This window comes from [Clostridium] saccharolyticum WM1, from assembly GCF_000144625.1.
Taxonomy (GTDB): Bacteria; Bacillota; Clostridia; order Lachnospirales; family Lachnospiraceae; genus Lacrimispora; species Lacrimispora saccharolytica.
This window is the reverse complement of sequence record NC_014376.1, coordinates 311,195-327,783: the sequence shown is the minus strand read 5'-3', so window position 1 is coordinate 327,783 and position 16,589 is coordinate 311,195. Positions and strand designations below refer to the sequence as shown.

Genomic DNA, 16,589 nt, shown 5'->3' with positions numbered 1-16,589 from the left:
TGGCCCGAAGTTATATCTAAAATACATTTTATTTATAGTTATGAAAGATCGAGCAATAAAACTTCAAAAATATAATTCAACAAAGGGGCAAATATTTGCATAGACCTATATACCGTTGTGTCAGTTGCAACAATTGATGGATTGTGTACAAACATGTCAAGATCTATTTCTTTAAGGTGAGCGTTTATGTTTGTTTTTACATCTTTAGATAAGAGAAGCTGGTATTCAGTGGATATACGCTGATATTCCTCAATGAATCTTGGGCTTTGCGTACTAATATATTTTATATAATCTGGACTTTTAGGATGGCAATCGCGAATATTCAATATCCTATTAACCAAACTCGGAAAACTATCAATTACCTCTTCATCTACAAGATGTTCAAAAAATTCTTTAGCAGATGATTCAATTAATATCCGAATTGCCGCCATACAAAGGGTTGGTGCTTGTACATAATAAGATGATATAGCATCGACTAATTCAGGTAGTTTAAATGAATGTGCTCGTAAATCATCAAGCTTTGGAAATAAAATATCTATTCTAGGAGATTTTGCACCAGCACCAGGTTGACGTTCTATTTCTTTAACAGTAATTGACAATGTACGCTGAAAATCCTCATAGCGATAAAATACAATATGTTGACCAACTGAATTATTCTTGTCGAATACATCATTTTTTATAATCGTATCTTTACCCTGCGACTGTATATCTATGCTGTTAGGAGTAACATCCTTACAACTTGAGGCCACAATGAAATCTCTTAGGTTTACTGAGTTACCTTTATATATCGTAATCATGTTTTTTTGTAAATCAAATTCAGGAATTACATTTTTATAATGAATTGTGAATGTGTGTGATTTACTATCAAAATTTAATTTAATATTATAAGAGCCAGCTCGATCAGTTGAAACCATCCAATCTTCGGTTATAGAGATTTGAGACTCATCGAAATCCAAATCAATATCATCCAGTCCGATGTTATTACAAATAACTGCATTTGCTAAATTAAATGGTTCTCCAACTTTCACTGTTACATTATTATATCTTAGATTAATTGATTGAATAGGTGGGTTTTTAACTGCTATATCAATCCTTGAAAAAATTCCCACAATAACGTCACGCATAATATGTATGAATTTTCTTTGAGCCATTGAATCTACGAAATCATTTCGTTCCTTGGATATTTTTAATTCATGGTTATGTTCATTGTAATTAGTTAAATCTAAATACCCATATGTGTTTTTTAATTTGTAGTTAGTAGCTTTAACATTTTGGCTTACTTCTGAAAGGGTGAGCCAATCATTTTCTTTATCTAGATACCTATATAAGCTATAGTTGTTAATGTATATCCTGACACCTACCGGCCATTGTTCAAGGTCATCATTTTTTCTATGTCTCCATGTATATAAAACTCCTGAAAAAGCAGGCAGGTCAATCGGCAAATACTGTTCACTAAAGACTTCTGATTCACAAATGCTTTTAATAGGTGCTACTCCGCTTTCAGGAGCACGAATATCACTTACAAAACTATCAACAGTACGCTTATCTCTAAGGTCAATGCTCTTTTCATTAAAAGTATAGAAATTTGATATATTATCTTCATATGATAAAGTAATCTGATTATTTACATAACTAAAACTAGCTTTTGCAATGAAACCACTATTATCACGTTTGTTTCTGTTATAGTAACTCTCAAGCGGTTCTGCAGGGTAATAAGATTCTTCCATACCGTCAACAACCAGCTTAATACGTGGCAGATTTTCGCTATCTGTAAAGAATCTTATTGAAGCCATAAAAAGTTTAACTTTCTCTTCTGGTAAGAGAATCATTTGAAGTTTAGCGGGTTCAATATTCTTTAAGGTAATAGTGGTTCCTTGAAATTCACTCTTTGCTTCAACATATGTATATTTTTGCTCTCCCTTTTTCCAAACGAGATAGTACGATTTTTTATCTAATATTGAATATGTTTCAATTTCTAAGGTATCAGCAATAAAGAAAGCTGTAAGAAGGCCAAGACCCTTACTACCTGACAATGGGTTATCAATTGGAGATTGGATATTATTGCCGATCATTTTAGAAGAATAACCAGCTTCCCCTAAGTGCTCTAGTTCATTTTTTGATAAACCCTCTCCAGAATCAGTAATCGTAATTACTTTGTTTTGTGTATTAATGTTAATAATTATTGGGTCATGCTTATTAAGGCAGGAATCTGAAGCATTTTTAACTAACTCTGTTAATGCAATTACTGGGCTTTGTACTGCTGCTAAAACATCTTCATATTTTCCAGCTTGAATATTTGCTTGAATCTCCGGCATTTTAGTGTTCTCCCTTCCTAAACAATAGTACCGTCTCTTTTGACATTGAATCAACAGGTTTACCATCTGATAATCTTGAAACGCGAATTGGCATTCTTTTTTTCATTATATTTCGGTTAATAACGTGTATCAATTCCAATCCATAATATTGCGCAATTTCTTTATTTACGTCAATAAAGGGAAATTCCAAACGATCAACCATTCTATTTCCTAGAGTTAAAAGCATGCTTCCTTTTGGTTTTAACAGACGAGTCATTAACCGAAATGCATTTTCGTAATCAGTGTAAAAACGCTTTATCTTTGTTTGTTTATGAAGAGATAATTGAGAGATATATGACGAAATAATGGGTGAATAATAAAATGCATTATTCGCCGAATGTGCACCCCCTAAACTCATTGAATCGATTTTAGAAAAATTATCTACGCAATTGGAATCATATTGAAAATCGTTATTATCAATCCAAAGCAACTGTAATATAGAAAATTGACCATACGTTACTGTAGTTGCATTGTCTCCATAAGGAGGTGATGTGCATATTATGTCGAAAGAATTTGGTTTATAAGTCTTCATTATTTCTATAGAATCACCACAAGTCAAATGGAATGGTCCTAATTTGGGGTAGCCAATTAGTTTATATGTTTCCTTTATTTTATTAAAAAAATCTTCTAAAACATTGTTTTGCATTTCAGAAATTTTTTCAGATTCTTTAACATGCAGTTTGAAAGTAGAAGTCCTCGTATTACTATACCGCTTAACTATTTCTCCAAAACAAAGCCAATAGTATCTGCGAGTTTTTAAGTTAGATTCCATGGTTATCGCTGTTCGAATAATACGAAGATCATCAATGACGTCATCACGGAACCACTTTTGAATATTGTCAAAAGAATGATGAATTGCAAGATTACTTTTTTTTAAGTTTTCTATTCGCTGTATTATTTGGTGATTTGCAGGCTCGATTATTTTAGGATCGTACTTTTCAAGCTTTGCGAGTGAAATAATATGTGCATATGGGTTAATATCCATTCCCCAAACTTCGAGCCCTAAAGATTGTCCCTCGACTAAGGTTACCCCTGAACCATGAAATGGATCAAGCATTTTCTGATAACCTTGATTCTCTCTTAAAAGAAGATTTAATAGTTCATGTTGCATGGGAGCAACCATAGGAGCTGGATAGTTTGCAATACTATGTATACCATCATTCTTTGCATCTTTGAAATCCCAATATTCATCGCTATATGAATTTAATACGTTGGCTAAGTTCATGTTATCCCCCGATTCAAGCTACTTTATATGTAATTTAGCACAGATATTATTTCTCAAATATATTTTATCACTATTTGGCAATTTTGTGAAGAAATATGTAGATAACAGATGAAGAATTTTCCGTTTAGTTGCAAATATGAAATATGGATGCTGTCCAAAAGAGACTATGGATAACACTTATATTTAGATAATAACCACTTCGGGCCAACTTGTCCCGAAGTCGAAAGGAGGGATTGCAAAAATCCCGTTGGGGCTTGACCTAAAAAATCAGGCCCCTTTTTTCATGCCATAAAACAGACAAGGAGGAAAAACGCATGGCAAAAAATGAGCCAAACAAGCCAGAAGAAGTAAAAACCGCCCCCGCACAGGAAACAACAACAGAAGAAAAAAGCACTCTCGCACCCATGCCGGAGATTAGCGGCGAAGCTCCTGCCCCGGAAAAGACTGCCGAAGAAACAGCGGCACTTCCCCATGAGGACGGAGCCGCCCTGCATGAATCTGATAAGAACAGGCCGGAAGTACCTACCTCCATTGACATTCCTGCCCCCGGTGATGTGGTGGTTTCCTTTGACAAAATCAATGAGATTGTTTCCGGGAAACAGGCGGCGGTAAAGGAAGCGGAGCAGACTGCCCCCGAAAAGCAGGAAGTGGAAAAATCAGCCCCTACTGAAAAAACGGCAAAGCCGGAGAAAACAAGCCCGAATAAGAAAAATGATAGCAAGTCCAAAACTGCCGAAAAAGCCGATAAAAAGCCCTCACGTCCTGCCAAACAGGAAAAAGCCCCAAAGGCTGTAAAACCGGAAAAGCCGGATAAACCGAAACAAGCCGCAGAAATTGGCGGTAGAGCCTCTGCTTTCCCACAAGCTACGGAACAGGCACAGCAGGAAACGCCGCCCCCTACTCCAGAACTGCCGCCCGAACCGAGGGAAGCACCCCGCCCCGGTGAACAGGAACAGATTGTTTACCTCAATCTTTCCGAGCTTTACGCTTTCAAAGACCACCCGTTTCAAGTCCGAAATGATGAAGAAATGGCGGCTATGGTGGAAAGCGTTAAAGACAAGGGTGTTACCCAGCCTGCCATTGTACGTCCCCGCGAAGATGGTGGGTATGAAATCGTATCCGGACACCGCCGCCAGAAAGCCAGCGAATTAGCCGGATTTACGGATATGCCTTGTATTATCCGCAACATGACGGACGAACAGGCCATCACACAGATGGTAGAGGACAATACCAACCAGCGTGAAAATATCCTGCCCAGTGAACGGGCCAAAGCTCTGCAAATGCAATTAGAAGCCATTAAGAAGCAGGGCGCACGAACTGGCAACGGGCAACGCTCCAATGAGGTAGTAGCCGAGCGCAACAAAATGACGGTCAAGCAGGTTCAGCGGTATATCAAGCTCAATGAGCTGGTTCCTGACCTTATGAAAATGGTGGACGAAAAGAAAATCGCGTTCACTCCCGCCGTGGAGCTTGCGTTCATTGCACCCAAAAATCAGCGGTATATTGCTATCGCCATTGAGGGTCAGCAGTCGGCTCCCTCACTCTCACAGGCACAGCGTATGCGTGACCTTGACCAAAAGAAGCTGTTAAACCCCGATGTGATTGACGGAATTATGTTAGAAGAAAAAAAGGAGGCAGACAAAGTGATTATTTCAAGTCAGGAATTAAGCCAGTATTTCAGCAAGGAGAAAACACCCCGCGAAATGAAGGATACCATTATGAAGCTGCTTGAGGAAAACAAAGATAAGCTGAAAGAGGTTTCGGTTCCCCAAAAGAAAGCCGAACAGGAAAAATAAGCACTTCGGGTCAAGTTGGCCCGAAGTCGGTGTATGCGGGGCTTTGCCCCGCACCCCAAAGCTCTAAGGATATAATATATTCCCCGTCGCCATATACCAGGTAGCACAGCCGGGAAAATCAGTCAAGAGTGCGAAGCACCGCCAACGGCGGCTATGCTCTTGACAGATTTCTCCCGGCTATGCTTTAAGGCAGTCAAGCGACGGGGATATATATTCCTTTGAGCTGCCCCCTTTCCATGAATGGAAAGGGCGGGGGGATAGGTTGACACATTCAGCGCAACAAGAACGGAGGTGCTTAAATAATGAAACGACCTTTAGCATACATTACCGCCGCATGGAGCGGCGACCATGCCGCAGATACCAAACAGGCGGCGCAATATTGTCGGGCAGTCTATGAAGCCGGATTTTCACCCATCTGCCCTTGCCTGTATCTCCCACTGTTTCTGAACGGTGCAATCCCAGAGGAACATAAAAGTGGAATTGATATGAGTCGGGATCTCCTGCGCCGCGCCCATGTGGTGGTTGTCTGCGGTGATGGCATGAATGAGGATATGAAAAACGATATTACCATAGCTGGGCGGCTGAACATTACGGCAACTACGCTGAACGGGATTTTGACGGTAAAAACACAGGGGCAGGAAAAAGACCATGCTTCCCCAAAAGAGCCACACCGCACCGACCTATGAGGAACGGTAAAGCCACTTCGGGCCAACTTGTCCTGAAGTGCGAAAGGAGGTTAAAGCCTATGGCAAAAACGAAAACTACCGTTGAACCACTTTTGGATAATGAGCATGTGAAAGAGCTTTTGGCGATATTGCGGGATAACAACTCCCCATCCACAAAGGATTTTCTTGCGGTTCTGAATCAGGTGGGCGCAATGGAAAAACAGCTTGACACCGCTGTAAAGGAACTTACCGCCATGCGGCAGGAATTGAAAACAGCGCAGGAACAGAACCACCCGGTCAAGGCCACTTTGCAAAAAGCGGTCATTGTCATGCAGGGGCAGGTGCTTGACTTGAGGGAACGGCTTGCAAATCTAAAGCAGAACGTCATAGACGGCTGTAAAAACGCCGTTGCCGCTTTTAAGGAAAACAGCATTTCTGCGCTGGATAACGTGGTCCGGTTCTTCAAAATCAGACCCAATCTGGAAAACATGCGGGATACTCTCGCGAAGAATATCCAGTATGATGACAAAGCCATAGCCAAAATCGAAGCAATCAGCACCGAATACCATCAAGCCGGGCGGCATTTGAAAAACATGGGCCGTACCATGCTTGGCAGAGAAGCGGCACAGGAAGTAAAACAGCCCGGCAAGCTGGCGGCGGTCATATCCGCTCCATTCCGTGCGGAGCGTTCCCATTTTTCCAGTATAAAAGGCCATGTAGAAAATTCTTTGATTACGCTGGCACGGTTGGAGGAACGGGCGGCAGAGAAAAAGCCCTCTATCCGGGAAGCTCTTGCCACTCACAATGAAAAAATTGCGCAGGCACAAAAGGACGCTCCCAACCCAGAGCGTCCCCGCCCTGCCAATGCGGAAAGGTAGGCAACTTCGGGCCAAGTTGGCCCGAAGTCCTCCCGCCTATACGATTGTTCTATCTGGCAGGAAAGGAGGAATTTCATGCAGGAAGATATTGAACGCCGGACGGTTGCCCTATCCGTCAATGCCACAAAGCTGACGGGCCGGACGCTGGCAAAGGTGTTGGCGGTAGCACTCCGGCAGATACAAAAGAGCCATCAGAAACGGCAGACACCACAAGGCAGACAGAGCGTAAAAAAGCTGATGAATCATGGCGTTTCGACCAACAGCCTTGATTTATCCGGGGATACGAAGCTGTTTGACCGTGTGGCCCGGAAATACAATGTAGATTATGCTTTTCACAAAACCGGGCCGAACAAATATTTGTTATTCTTCAAAGCCGGGCAGGCAGACGCGATAACCGCCTGTTTTGGCGAATACACAAAGCTGGTGCTGAACCGGAGCATGAGTCGCCGCCCCTCTATTCTGAAACAGTTAAAAGCCTTTGCCGACAGGGAGCGCACCAAAACGCGCCAAAAGGAACGAAAACCGGAGGTGGTGCGGAATGAACGATAAAATCCGTAAATATATGATTCCCAATGTTCCCTATCTGTTCGTGCTGTGGTTCTTTCTAAAGCTCGGCACAGCCTACCACCTTGCGGCAGGTGCAGACTTCGGAAATAAGCTGGTTGGCATGATAAAAACCATAAGCCCGGCGTTTGCTTCATTTGCGCCGGGCTTTGTGCTGTCCGATTGGCTCATTGGCCTTGCCGGGGCGGTCATACTCCGGCTGGTGGTATGGTATAAGGTAAAAAACGCAAAAAAGTTTCGGAGGGATGTGGAATATGGCTCGGCTCGGTGGGGAACAGCAAAGGACATCAAGCCCTTTATCGACCCCAAATTCACCAACAACGTAATACTCACAGGCACAGAGCTTCTTACCATGAACACGCGCCCCGCCAATCCCGCCAACGCCCGAAACCTTAACTGCTGTATCATAGGCTCCAGCGGAAGCGGGAAAACTCGCTTTTGGCTGACCCCACAGCTTTTACAGGCTCATTCGTCCTATGTGGTGGTTGACCCAAAGGGCGGCATTTTAGAGCAAGTCGGCTCTTTTCTGAAAAAGCAGGGCTACAAAATCAAGGTATTCAATTCCATTGATTTTGCCCGGTCAATGCACTATAACCCGCTGGCCTACTTAAAAACGGAAAGCGATATTTTGAAGTTTGTAAATGCCCTGATTGAGAACACGAAAGGCGACGGTAAAGAGGGCGACCCATTTTGGACGAAAGCGGAAACGCTTTTGTATTGCGCTTTAATCGGCTATATCGTCTTTGAGGGGCCGGAGGAAGAACGTCACATCAATACCCTTGTGGATATGCTGAACAGTATGGAAACACGGGAAGATGATGAAAATTTCAAGAACGCCGTGGACTATATGTTCCTTGGCTTGGAAAAGCGCAATCCTAACCATTTTTAGGTGCGCCAGTATAAAAAATTCAAGCTCGCCAGCGGGAAAACCTCGAAAAGTATCCTGATTTCCTGCGGAGCCAGACTTGCCCCATTTGATATTGGACAGCTCCGGGAGATTATGAGCTATGATGAAATGGAACTTGACCGCATGGGCGATAAGAAAACCGCCACCTTTTTCATCATTAGCGACACCAATACGACCTACAACTTTATTGTTGCCCTTGCTTTTTCGCAGATGTTTAACCTTTTATGCGAACGGGCCGACAGCAAGTATGGCGGCAGGCTTCCCCATCATGTAAGGGTATTATGGGACGAAGCCGCCAATACGGGACAGGTTCCGCAACTAGAAAAATTGGTTGCCGTTATCCGTTCCCGCGAAATATCCTTATGCCTGTTTTTACAGGCGCAAAGCCAGCTCAAAGCCTTATATAAAGACCACGCTGAAACCATTATGGGAAATATGGACAGCGTGATTTTTCTTGGTGGTCGGGAACATTCCACCATCAAGGAACTTTCGGAGGTTTTGGGGAAAGAAACCATTTCCATGCAGACGGAAAGCCGGACGCGGGGCCAGTCGGAAAGCTACGGACAGAACTTGCAACGGCTCGGCAAGGAGCTTATGACAATGGACGAATTGACCACCATGCCGGGCAACAAGTGTATTTTACAGCTTCGCGGCCTGCGTCCTTTCCTTTCCCCGAAATACGATTTGAAACAGCACCCTAATTACAGGTATACCGCCGAAGCCGACAAGCGCAACGCTTTTGACACTTCAAAGCTGGTAAACCGCCGCATGAAAAAGCTCAATCCTAATGAGCAGTACACCGTTTATGAAGTAAGTGCCGACGATGAAACCACCGCCATAGACGAGAACGAGGACATTCTCAACTATGATGATGTGGACGACCCGGAAGCATTTGCATAACTTCGGGCCAACTTGGCCCGAAGTGACAGCCGCCGAAAATGGCGGTTTTTTTGTACCCGAAAACAATATGAAAACATGGAGGTAATTAGATTATGGGATTTTTTACGAGTGCAGTTAGTACCTTACAGACCCTTGTTGTGGCTCTTGGCGCGGGTCTTGCCGTGTGGGGCGTTATCAACCTTTTGGAAGGTTACGGGTCGGACAATCCGGGCGCGAAATCGCAAGGGATTAAACAGCTCATGGCCGGGGGCGGTGTTATCCTGCTGGGAACAACGCTTGTACCTATGCTTTCCAGCTTGTTTTAAGGTAGGCCGGTATGGATTTTCTCACCGACTGGATTAATGAATGGATAAAGGGCCTGCTGGTAGATGGTATCATGGGCAATTTAAGCGGCCTTTTTAAGAACGTGAACGACCAGATCGGAGAGATTGCAACACAGGTGGGAACCACGCCGGGGAATTGGAACCCCGGCGTATTCTCCCTCATACGCAGCCTATCCGAAACGGTTGTCTTGCCGATTGCCGGACTGGTGCTTACCTTTGTCATGTGCTATGAGCTGATTCAAATGCTCATTGACCGGAACAACCTGCACGACATTGACACATGGATTTTCTTCAAGTGGATATTCAAAACCTTTGTCGCGGTACTGCTTCTTTCCAACACGTTCAATATCGTGATGGCGGTATTTGATGTTTCCCAAAGCGTCATTAACAGCGCAGGGGGCGTGATTGCAGGAAACACGGCGGTAAGCCCCAATATGCTGGACAGCTTGAAAGCCCAGCTCATGACAATGGAAATCGGCCCTCTGCTTGGTCTGTGGATGCAATCCTTTCTGATTAAGATTATTGTCGTAGCAATCAACATTGTTGTGTTTGTCATTGTGTACGGCAGAATGATTGAAATTTACCTACTCACCAGTTTAGCACCTGTGCCGATGGCAACCTTGGTCAACAGGGAAATCGGAGGCATGGGCCAGAACTATCTGAAATCCCTGTGCGCCGTGGGCTTTCAAGGCTTGCTGATTTTGGTATGTGTGGGAATCTACGCAAAGCTGGTGCAGAGTATCGCCGTAGGCGGCGACCCCATTGGAGCCATATGGACAGTAATCGGCTATACGGTTCTATTGTGCTTCACCATGTTCAAGACGGGAAGCCTTGCGAAATCTATTTTTGGAGCGCACTGACAACTTCGGGCCAATTTGTCCCGAAGTGAGAAAGGAGAAATTTTTATTATGAACAACGAAAAAACAACGGTTCCGCAGGAAACGGAACAGGCGGCAACGCCGCTGAAACTGGATGTTACCGCCCGGCTCATTGAGCCAAAGGGCAACCTTGTAGGCTTTGCCAGTCTGAAGCTGAACGACTGCTTTGTGATTGATGATTTTAAGATTTTGCAGAGTGATAAGGGCACTTTTGTTGGTATGCCGAGCAAGCCGGATAAGACCAGCAAGACCGGCTACCGGGATACGGCCCGCCCCATTACAAAGGAGTTTCGCGCGGAACTGACCGAAGCCGTGACAGCGGCCTACCATGCAGAGCTTGAAAAGTTGCAGACCCGCGCCGCTGCCATTGCTTCCCCCGAAAAGCAGTCTATCCCGAAACAGCTTGCGGAGGGCGCGAAACAGGCGGCACAGGAAAACGCCGCCCGGCCTGCTCCGGCAAAGGCTGAAAAGGTAAAAAATGCAGAAAGGTAACTTTGAGAATTGGAAAAGCATGAAACACAGGGGGGAATTATCTACCCCTGTGTTTCTCTTTACGCTTTTGTTGCCGCAACTCAAACTGACGTTGTTTTTCGTCCTCTTTTTGCTTGCGGCTTTTTTCTCTACGAGTAATCTTAGTTCTTCTTGTTGGAGTTTTAAGGCTTGTTGTGATTTGGTTCCGATCCCCTGTACTTCAAGTTGCTTTTTTATAGAGCGTTGCATACGCTTAGGATTAATTTTTATATCCTGTTTGCTATCTGCTTTTACAGGAGGGCTAAACCGCAGCTTATTCCAATTTTTAAGAAGAAAGTCATATACTTCATAATCTTTAGGCTCCGCGCCAAACGTTATTTTGCAGACTTCCAATTTTCCGTCTGTAAAACGTTCACAGACCCCGACCCAAAATGGGTCATCAAAAAACACCGTCAGTTTACTTTCGATTTTTTGCATAACAAATGCCCCTCGTTTCTACGGCAAAGAATGGACAACCGAGGAGGCAGGTTACTGACAGGTGTTTCTGCGCCCGGACTACCAGCCGGGACTGTGTTTTTATCTTTGCGCTTATTAATTTATATCTTTATTTTACACTAAATATTGTTATTTCACAACTACGAAAGGAGGTTTTTTATGCTCTACCAACAGCCGGAACAATCGCCGTGGGGCAAGGTGCAGACCTGTGATGTGCTCTGCCCCGGCGTGTTTCTTGTGAGTACCGCTAGTCATGGCGGCACAATGGTTGCAAAGGATATGGCGGCGGTGCTTTCTCCTGCCGCTATCAAGTGCGGCTTTCGTCATAGCGGTTTTCTCTGCTTTGAGGAAGATACGCAGGAAGATGTTGCCCTGCGGGAGCTTTTGGATAAAAAGCTGTGGACGGTTCCTGACCGCATTAAGGATAAGTCCGCTTTTGAGGAAAACATCAACAGGTCACTCCGGGAAAATAACCCGGACTATTGGCGTATACGGCAGGCCGGACTGGAAAAGACCCCGGCCCGACAGGCTGTTCCTGCTCACAGCGCAGAACGATAATGAACTTCGGGTCAACTTGGCCCGAAGTCGGAAAGGAGGATTTTTCATTGGCCTATGTAAGCGTACCAAACGATTTATCAAAAATAAAAACCAAAGTGGCGTTTAATCTCACCAAACGCCAGCTTTTATGCTTTGGAGCGGCAGCGGTAGTCGGGATTCCGACGTATCTGTTTACCCGTACCGCCATTGGCAATACCGGGGCTATGCTCTTAATGATTGCCCTCATGCTTCCTTGCTTTCTCATTGCCATGTATGAGCGTGACGGACAGCCTCTGGAAAAGGTGGTGCGAAATATTGTCCGTTCCAAATTCCTATGGCCTCGCACACGCCCCTACCTGACACAGAATTTCTATGCGTATCTAAGCAAACCCGGAAAGGAGGTTTCACCCAATGGCACAAAAAATAAAACGCCCGCCAGTTCCCGTAAAAAGCGGAAAGTCTAAAAAACGTGGGCCGCAATCGGCACAGCAGACCATTCCCTACAAGGAAATGCTAAAAGACGGTATCTGCAAGGTGCGGGAGGGCTACTATACAAAGACCCTTTCCTATGAGGATATTAACTACGCCGTGGCTTCCAGTGAGGACCAAAGCACTATTTTTGACGGGTACTGCGGCTTCCTCAATTACTTTGACAGTGCCTTGCCCTTTCAGCTTTCCTTTATCAATCACCGCTCCCGCCCGGAGAACCGTTACAGCGTGAACATTTCTCCGCAGGACGACGATTTTAACAGTATCCGGGGCGAATTTACCGCCATGCTGGAAAACCAAATTGCCAAAAGCAACAACGGCATTGTCCGCTCCAAATACATCACATTCGGGATTCATGCGGACGGAATCGCGGCGGCTCGACCCCGCTTGGAACGTATCGAAGCGGATATTATAGGGAACTTCAAGAAGCTGGGCGTACAGTCGGCAACCCTTTCCGGGCGGGAACGCTTGGAAGTGCTGCACAGCCAGCTACACCCCGGAGGAAAGGAAAAATTTATTTTCTCTTGGGATATGATACCCAAAACAGGCATCGGGACAAAAGATTTTATTGCTCCCACGTCCTTTGACTTTCGCCAAAGCCGCGCCTTTCGTGTAGGGACTACATGGGGCGCGGCTCTGTATATGCAGATTATGGCTTCCGAGCTTTCCGACAAGCTGTTAGCGGAGCTTTTGGAAGTGGACGCGGAAATGACCATTACCCTGCATATCCAGACGGTAGACCAGACCAAAGCGGTGAAAACGGTCAAGGCCAAACTGACCGACATAGACCGGATGAAAATGGACGAGCAGAAAAAAGCCGCCCGGGCCGGGTATGACATTGATATTCTTCCCCCGGATTTGCTCACATACAGCAAGGACGCGGCGGCACTCTTAGCAGATTTACAAAGCCGCAACGAGCGAATGTTTTTACTTACGTTCCTTGTGGTGAATACGGCCCCCACCCGCCAGCAGTTGGAAAATGACATTTTCACGGTGTCGGGCATTACACAGAAATACAACTGCTTTCTCAAACGGCTGGACTTTCAGCAGGAACAGGGCTTTATGAGCAGTCTGCCCCTTGGCTGGAATGGCATTGAAATACAGCGGGGCATGACAACAAGCTCCACGGCGATTTTCGTTCCCTTTATGACGCAGGAGCTTCGCATGGACGGGCAGGCATTGTACTACGGAATGAACGCTCTTTCCCACAATGTTATCATGGCAGACCGCAAAAAGCTGAAATCCGCCAACGGTTTATATCTTGGCTCCACCGGTTCCGGCAAGAGCTTTGCCGCAAAGCGTGAGCTAATCAATGTGTTTCTTGCTACCAAAGACCGGATTATCGTGGTAGACCCAATGGGCGAATATGCCCCGTTAGTCCGGCGGCTTGGCGGGGAGGTCATAGAAATATCGCCCAACAGCCCCCATCACATCAACCCAATGGACTTAAAACTGAATTTAGCCGGAGAGGACAGCCCGCTTTCGATGAAAGCGGATTTTTTATTGTCATTATGTGAGCTGATTATCGGCGGCAAGGAGGGGTTACAGCCCATTGAAAAAACGGTCATTGACCGTTGTGTGCGGCTGGTATACCGGGAGCTTGCTCTTGGTATCGGGGACGGGAAAATGCCGCTTCTGCAAAACCTGTATGAAACCTTATGCCAGCAGCCCGAACCGGAAGCCAGACGGATTGCAACCGCCTTGGAGCTTTACTGCACCGGTTCCCTTAATATGTTCAACCACCCTACCAACGTACAGACCGACAGCCGTATTACCTGTATCGTGCTGAAAAGCATGGGTGAAAACCTGCGCAAAATTGCCATGCACATCACAAACGAGCTGGTGACACAGGCGGTAGACGAGAACTTTTCCAGAAGTCTTGCGACTTGGTGTTACTATGACGAATTTCATATTTTGTTGCAGGACGCACTTTCTGCCAGCTACTTTGTCCGTGTATGGAAAATGCTTCGTAAAAAGGGCTGTGTACCGAGTGCCCTCACGCAGAATGTAAAAGATCTTTTAGCCAGCCGTGAGATTGAAAATATCTTGGAAAACAGTGACTTTATGATATTGCTGTCACAGGCGCAGGGCGACCGGGCAATTCTCGCCAAACAGCTTGGCATATCGGAACATCAGCTTTCGTATATCGCTCACAGCAATTCCGGCGAAGGGCTTTTGTTCTTCGGCAATACTACCATTCCCTTTGTAGACCGTTTCCCCCGTGGTGAAATCTACAATCTGCTAACGACCCGCCCGGAGGACATAAGGGAGGCCCAAAATGCGTGATACGGGCAGGCCGGGCCGCTTGCAGTTTACGCCAAAGGGACAGGCGGTAACTTCGGGCCAACTTGGCCCGAAGTCGGGAAAGCTCCGGCAGGACAGCAAAAAGCCCAGCCCCTCGGAACGTCTGCGGCATGACGGAGAGCCGCCGCCCGGTAATGAAAAAACGGACACCCCGCTTGACGGTGAAACTGCTGGAGCTGATTCACATTCTGGCTCTACTGGCAAAAAGGCGGCGCAAAACGGCAAGCGTATGGAGAAATCAAAGCTCCGTATGGAAAAAAGCGGCGAAAAGCTGAATACCGCCCGTGAAAAGTTGGCGAATCAGAAGCCGCAAAAAAGACCCGGCCCCATTAAAACCATCAATCGTGCTGCCCGGTATCAGTCATGGCAGTATGTGCATGGAAAAATCCATCAGGTGGAGAATGAAAATGCAGGCACGGAAGCCGCCCACAAAACGGAGCTTGCCGGGGAACACCTTGTCCGGGGCGGTACACGCTTTATCAAGCACCGTATCCGCACCCGTCCTGCCCGGCAGGTTCGCAAATGGGAAAACAGGCATATCAGCGCAAGAGCCGATTATGCCTACCGCCAGCTTGTGCAGGACAATCCGGGCTTGCAAAGTAACCCGGTTTCCCGGTTCTGGCAGAAGCAACAGTTAAAAAAGCAGTATCGAAAGCAAGCAAAGGAAGCGGCAAAGCAGGGCAAAAAAGCGGTGCGGTTCACAGAAAAAGTAACCCGAACGGTTGCGGCCTTTGTAAAGCGCAATCCAAAGATTTTATTGCTTGGGCTGGTGCTGTTCCTGTTGATTGTGGTTCTACAATCCTGCATGGCGGGAATCACCACCATCGGCAACGGCCTGATTAGCGTGGTGGGCGGCACTTCCTACGGTTCGTCGGACAGTGATATTGAAGCCGTGGACGAAAGCTATACCGCACTGGAAAAGGATTTGCGGGAACGGCTCTCCCGGATAGAAAGCGATTATCCCGGCTATGACGAGTACCGCTATTCCGTGGACGAAATCGGGCATGACCCCTTTGAGCTGGCTTCTTATCTGACCGCAAAATACGGCGGCTACACTCTGGCGCAGGCGCAGGCAGAACTGCAAGCCCTGTTCGGGCAACAGTATATCCTGACCATCACAGAAACCGTGGAGGTACGCTATCGCACGGAAACCGACACTTGGACGGACGAGAACGGCGAAACCCATACCGACACCTACGAGGTTCCCTATGATTACTATATCCTCAATGTGTCTTTGAAGAATAAGTCATTGGGAGCCGTGGCTCTTTCCAATCTCGACCCGGAGCAGACGGAACGCTATGCCATTTACCAAAAGACCAAAGGCAACCGCCCTTATCTGTTCGAGGGCAATATTTACGCCCATGCCGGGGAATACACCGATTACGACATACCGCCACAAGCTCTGGCCGACCCGGAATTTGCCGCCATGATTACGGAAGCGGAGAAATATTTAGGCTACCCCTATGTTTGGGGCGGTTCTTCTCCCTCCACTTCCTTTGATTGTTCGGGCTTTGTGTGCTGGGTCATCAATCAGTCGGGTGTGGGAAGCGTGGGGCGAACCACCGCAACGGGGCTTTTTAATTCCTGTTCCCATATCCCACCGGGTGAAGCACAACCCGGCGACCTGATTTTCTTTCAAGGCACCTACGACACTTCCGGCGCAAGCCATGTGGGAATTTACGTTGGAAACGGTATGATGATCCATTGCGGTTCTCCCATACAGTACACTTCGATCAATACAAACTACTGGCAAAATCATTTTTTAGGCTATGGGCGTTTGCCATAACGAAAAGGAGGTAACTT

The 16,589-nt window shown here is 46.1% G+C and carries 13 protein-coding genes and 2 pseudogenes; 12 read left to right on the top strand and 3 right to left on the bottom strand.

What is annotated here, in order from left to right:
- Positions 1–38: 38 nt before the first annotated feature.
- Both CLOSA_RS01600 and CLOSA_RS01595 read right to left on the bottom strand, forming a co-directional pair.
- Positions 39–2,315, bottom strand: coding sequence for an ATP-binding protein (locus CLOSA_RS01600; protein ID WP_013271040.1), 2,277 nt, complete (start codon positions 2,313–2,315; stop codon positions 39–41).
- Between the two features lies 1 nt (position 2,316).
- Positions 2,317–3,579, bottom strand: coding sequence for a DNA adenine methylase (locus tag CLOSA_RS01595; protein WP_013271039.1), 1,263 nt, complete (start codon positions 3,577–3,579; stop codon positions 2,317–2,319).
- Positions 3,580–3,893: 314 nt separating this feature from the next.
- Here CLOSA_RS01595 and CLOSA_RS01590 point away from each other — a divergent pair, with 314 nt between their 5' ends.
- The 8 genes and pseudogenes from CLOSA_RS01590 to CLOSA_RS01555 all read left to right on the top strand — a co-directional run bounded on the left by CLOSA_RS01590 (position 3,894) and on the right by CLOSA_RS01555 (position 10,982).
- Complete coding sequence (locus tag CLOSA_RS01590) at positions 3,894–5,375, top strand: ParB/RepB/Spo0J family partition protein (RefSeq protein ID WP_013271038.1); 1,482 nt, start codon at positions 3,894–3,896, stop codon at positions 5,373–5,375.
- A 302-nt stretch (positions 5,376–5,677) separates the two neighbouring features.
- Positions 5,678–6,061, top strand: a complete 384-nt coding sequence (locus CLOSA_RS01585; RefSeq protein WP_013271037.1) for a DUF7768 domain-containing protein — start codon at positions 5,678–5,680, stop codon at positions 6,059–6,061.
- Between the two features lie 59 nt (positions 6,062–6,120).
- On the top strand, positions 6,121–6,918 hold the full coding sequence (locus tag CLOSA_RS01580; RefSeq protein WP_013271036.1) for a DUF6674 family protein: 798 nt from the start codon (positions 6,121–6,123) through the stop codon (positions 6,916–6,918).
- A 75-nt stretch (positions 6,919–6,993) separates the two neighbouring features.
- The gene (locus tag CLOSA_RS01575; protein ID WP_013271035.1) at positions 6,994–7,467 is read left to right on the top strand and encodes a PcfB family protein; all 474 of its coding nucleotides are present in this window, start codon (positions 6,994–6,996) and stop codon (positions 7,465–7,467) included.
- Positions 7,457–9,289 (top strand): annotated as a pseudogene (locus tag CLOSA_RS01570) (VirD4-like conjugal transfer protein, CD1115 family). The gene CLOSA_RS01575 and the pseudogene CLOSA_RS01570 overlap by 11 nt, the downstream one beginning before the upstream one ends.
- 92 nt (positions 9,290–9,381) lie before the next feature.
- Positions 9,382–9,594 (top strand): Maff2 family mobile element protein, encoded by a 213-nt coding sequence (locus CLOSA_RS01565; protein WP_011988858.1) that lies wholly within the window; start codon positions 9,382–9,384, stop codon positions 9,592–9,594.
- Between the two features lie 11 nt (positions 9,595–9,605).
- Positions 9,606–10,472 (top strand): VirB6/TrbL-like conjugal transfer protein, CD1112 family, encoded by an 867-nt coding sequence (locus CLOSA_RS01560; RefSeq protein WP_013271034.1) that lies wholly within the window; start codon positions 9,606–9,608, stop codon positions 10,470–10,472.
- Positions 10,473–10,520: 48 nt separating this feature from the next.
- Entirely contained in the window at positions 10,521–10,982 is a 462-nt protein-coding gene (locus CLOSA_RS01555) for a SpoVG family protein (RefSeq protein WP_013271033.1), read from the top strand.
- Between the two features lie 37 nt (positions 10,983–11,019).
- Here CLOSA_RS01555 and CLOSA_RS23535 read toward each other — a convergent pair.
- Positions 11,020–11,438, bottom strand: a pseudogene (locus CLOSA_RS23535) (YjdF family protein).
- A gap of 177 nt (positions 11,439–11,615) precedes the next feature.
- Here CLOSA_RS23535 and CLOSA_RS01550 point away from each other — a divergent pair.
- The 4 genes from CLOSA_RS01550 to CLOSA_RS01535 are packed head-to-tail and all read left to right on the top strand — an operon-like array spanning position 11,616 to position 16,572.
- Entirely contained in the window at positions 11,616–12,014 is a 399-nt protein-coding gene (locus tag CLOSA_RS01550) for a DUF7007 domain-containing protein (RefSeq protein WP_013271032.1), read from the top strand.
- Between the two features lie 47 nt (positions 12,015–12,061).
- On the top strand, positions 12,062–12,457 hold the full coding sequence (locus CLOSA_RS01545; protein ID WP_013271031.1) for a PrgI family protein: 396 nt from the start codon (positions 12,062–12,064) through the stop codon (positions 12,455–12,457).
- Complete coding sequence (locus CLOSA_RS01540) at positions 12,405–14,768, top strand: VirB4-like conjugal transfer ATPase, CD1110 family (RefSeq protein ID WP_013271030.1); 2,364 nt, start codon at positions 12,405–12,407, stop codon at positions 14,766–14,768. Before CLOSA_RS01545 ends, CLOSA_RS01540 begins: the two co-directional genes overlap by 53 nt.
- Complete coding sequence (locus tag CLOSA_RS01535; protein ID WP_013271029.1) at positions 14,761–16,572, top strand: C40 family peptidase; 1,812 nt, start codon at positions 14,761–14,763, stop codon at positions 16,570–16,572. Before CLOSA_RS01540 ends, CLOSA_RS01535 begins: the two co-directional genes overlap by 8 nt.
- Positions 16,573–16,589 lie beyond the last annotated feature (17 nt).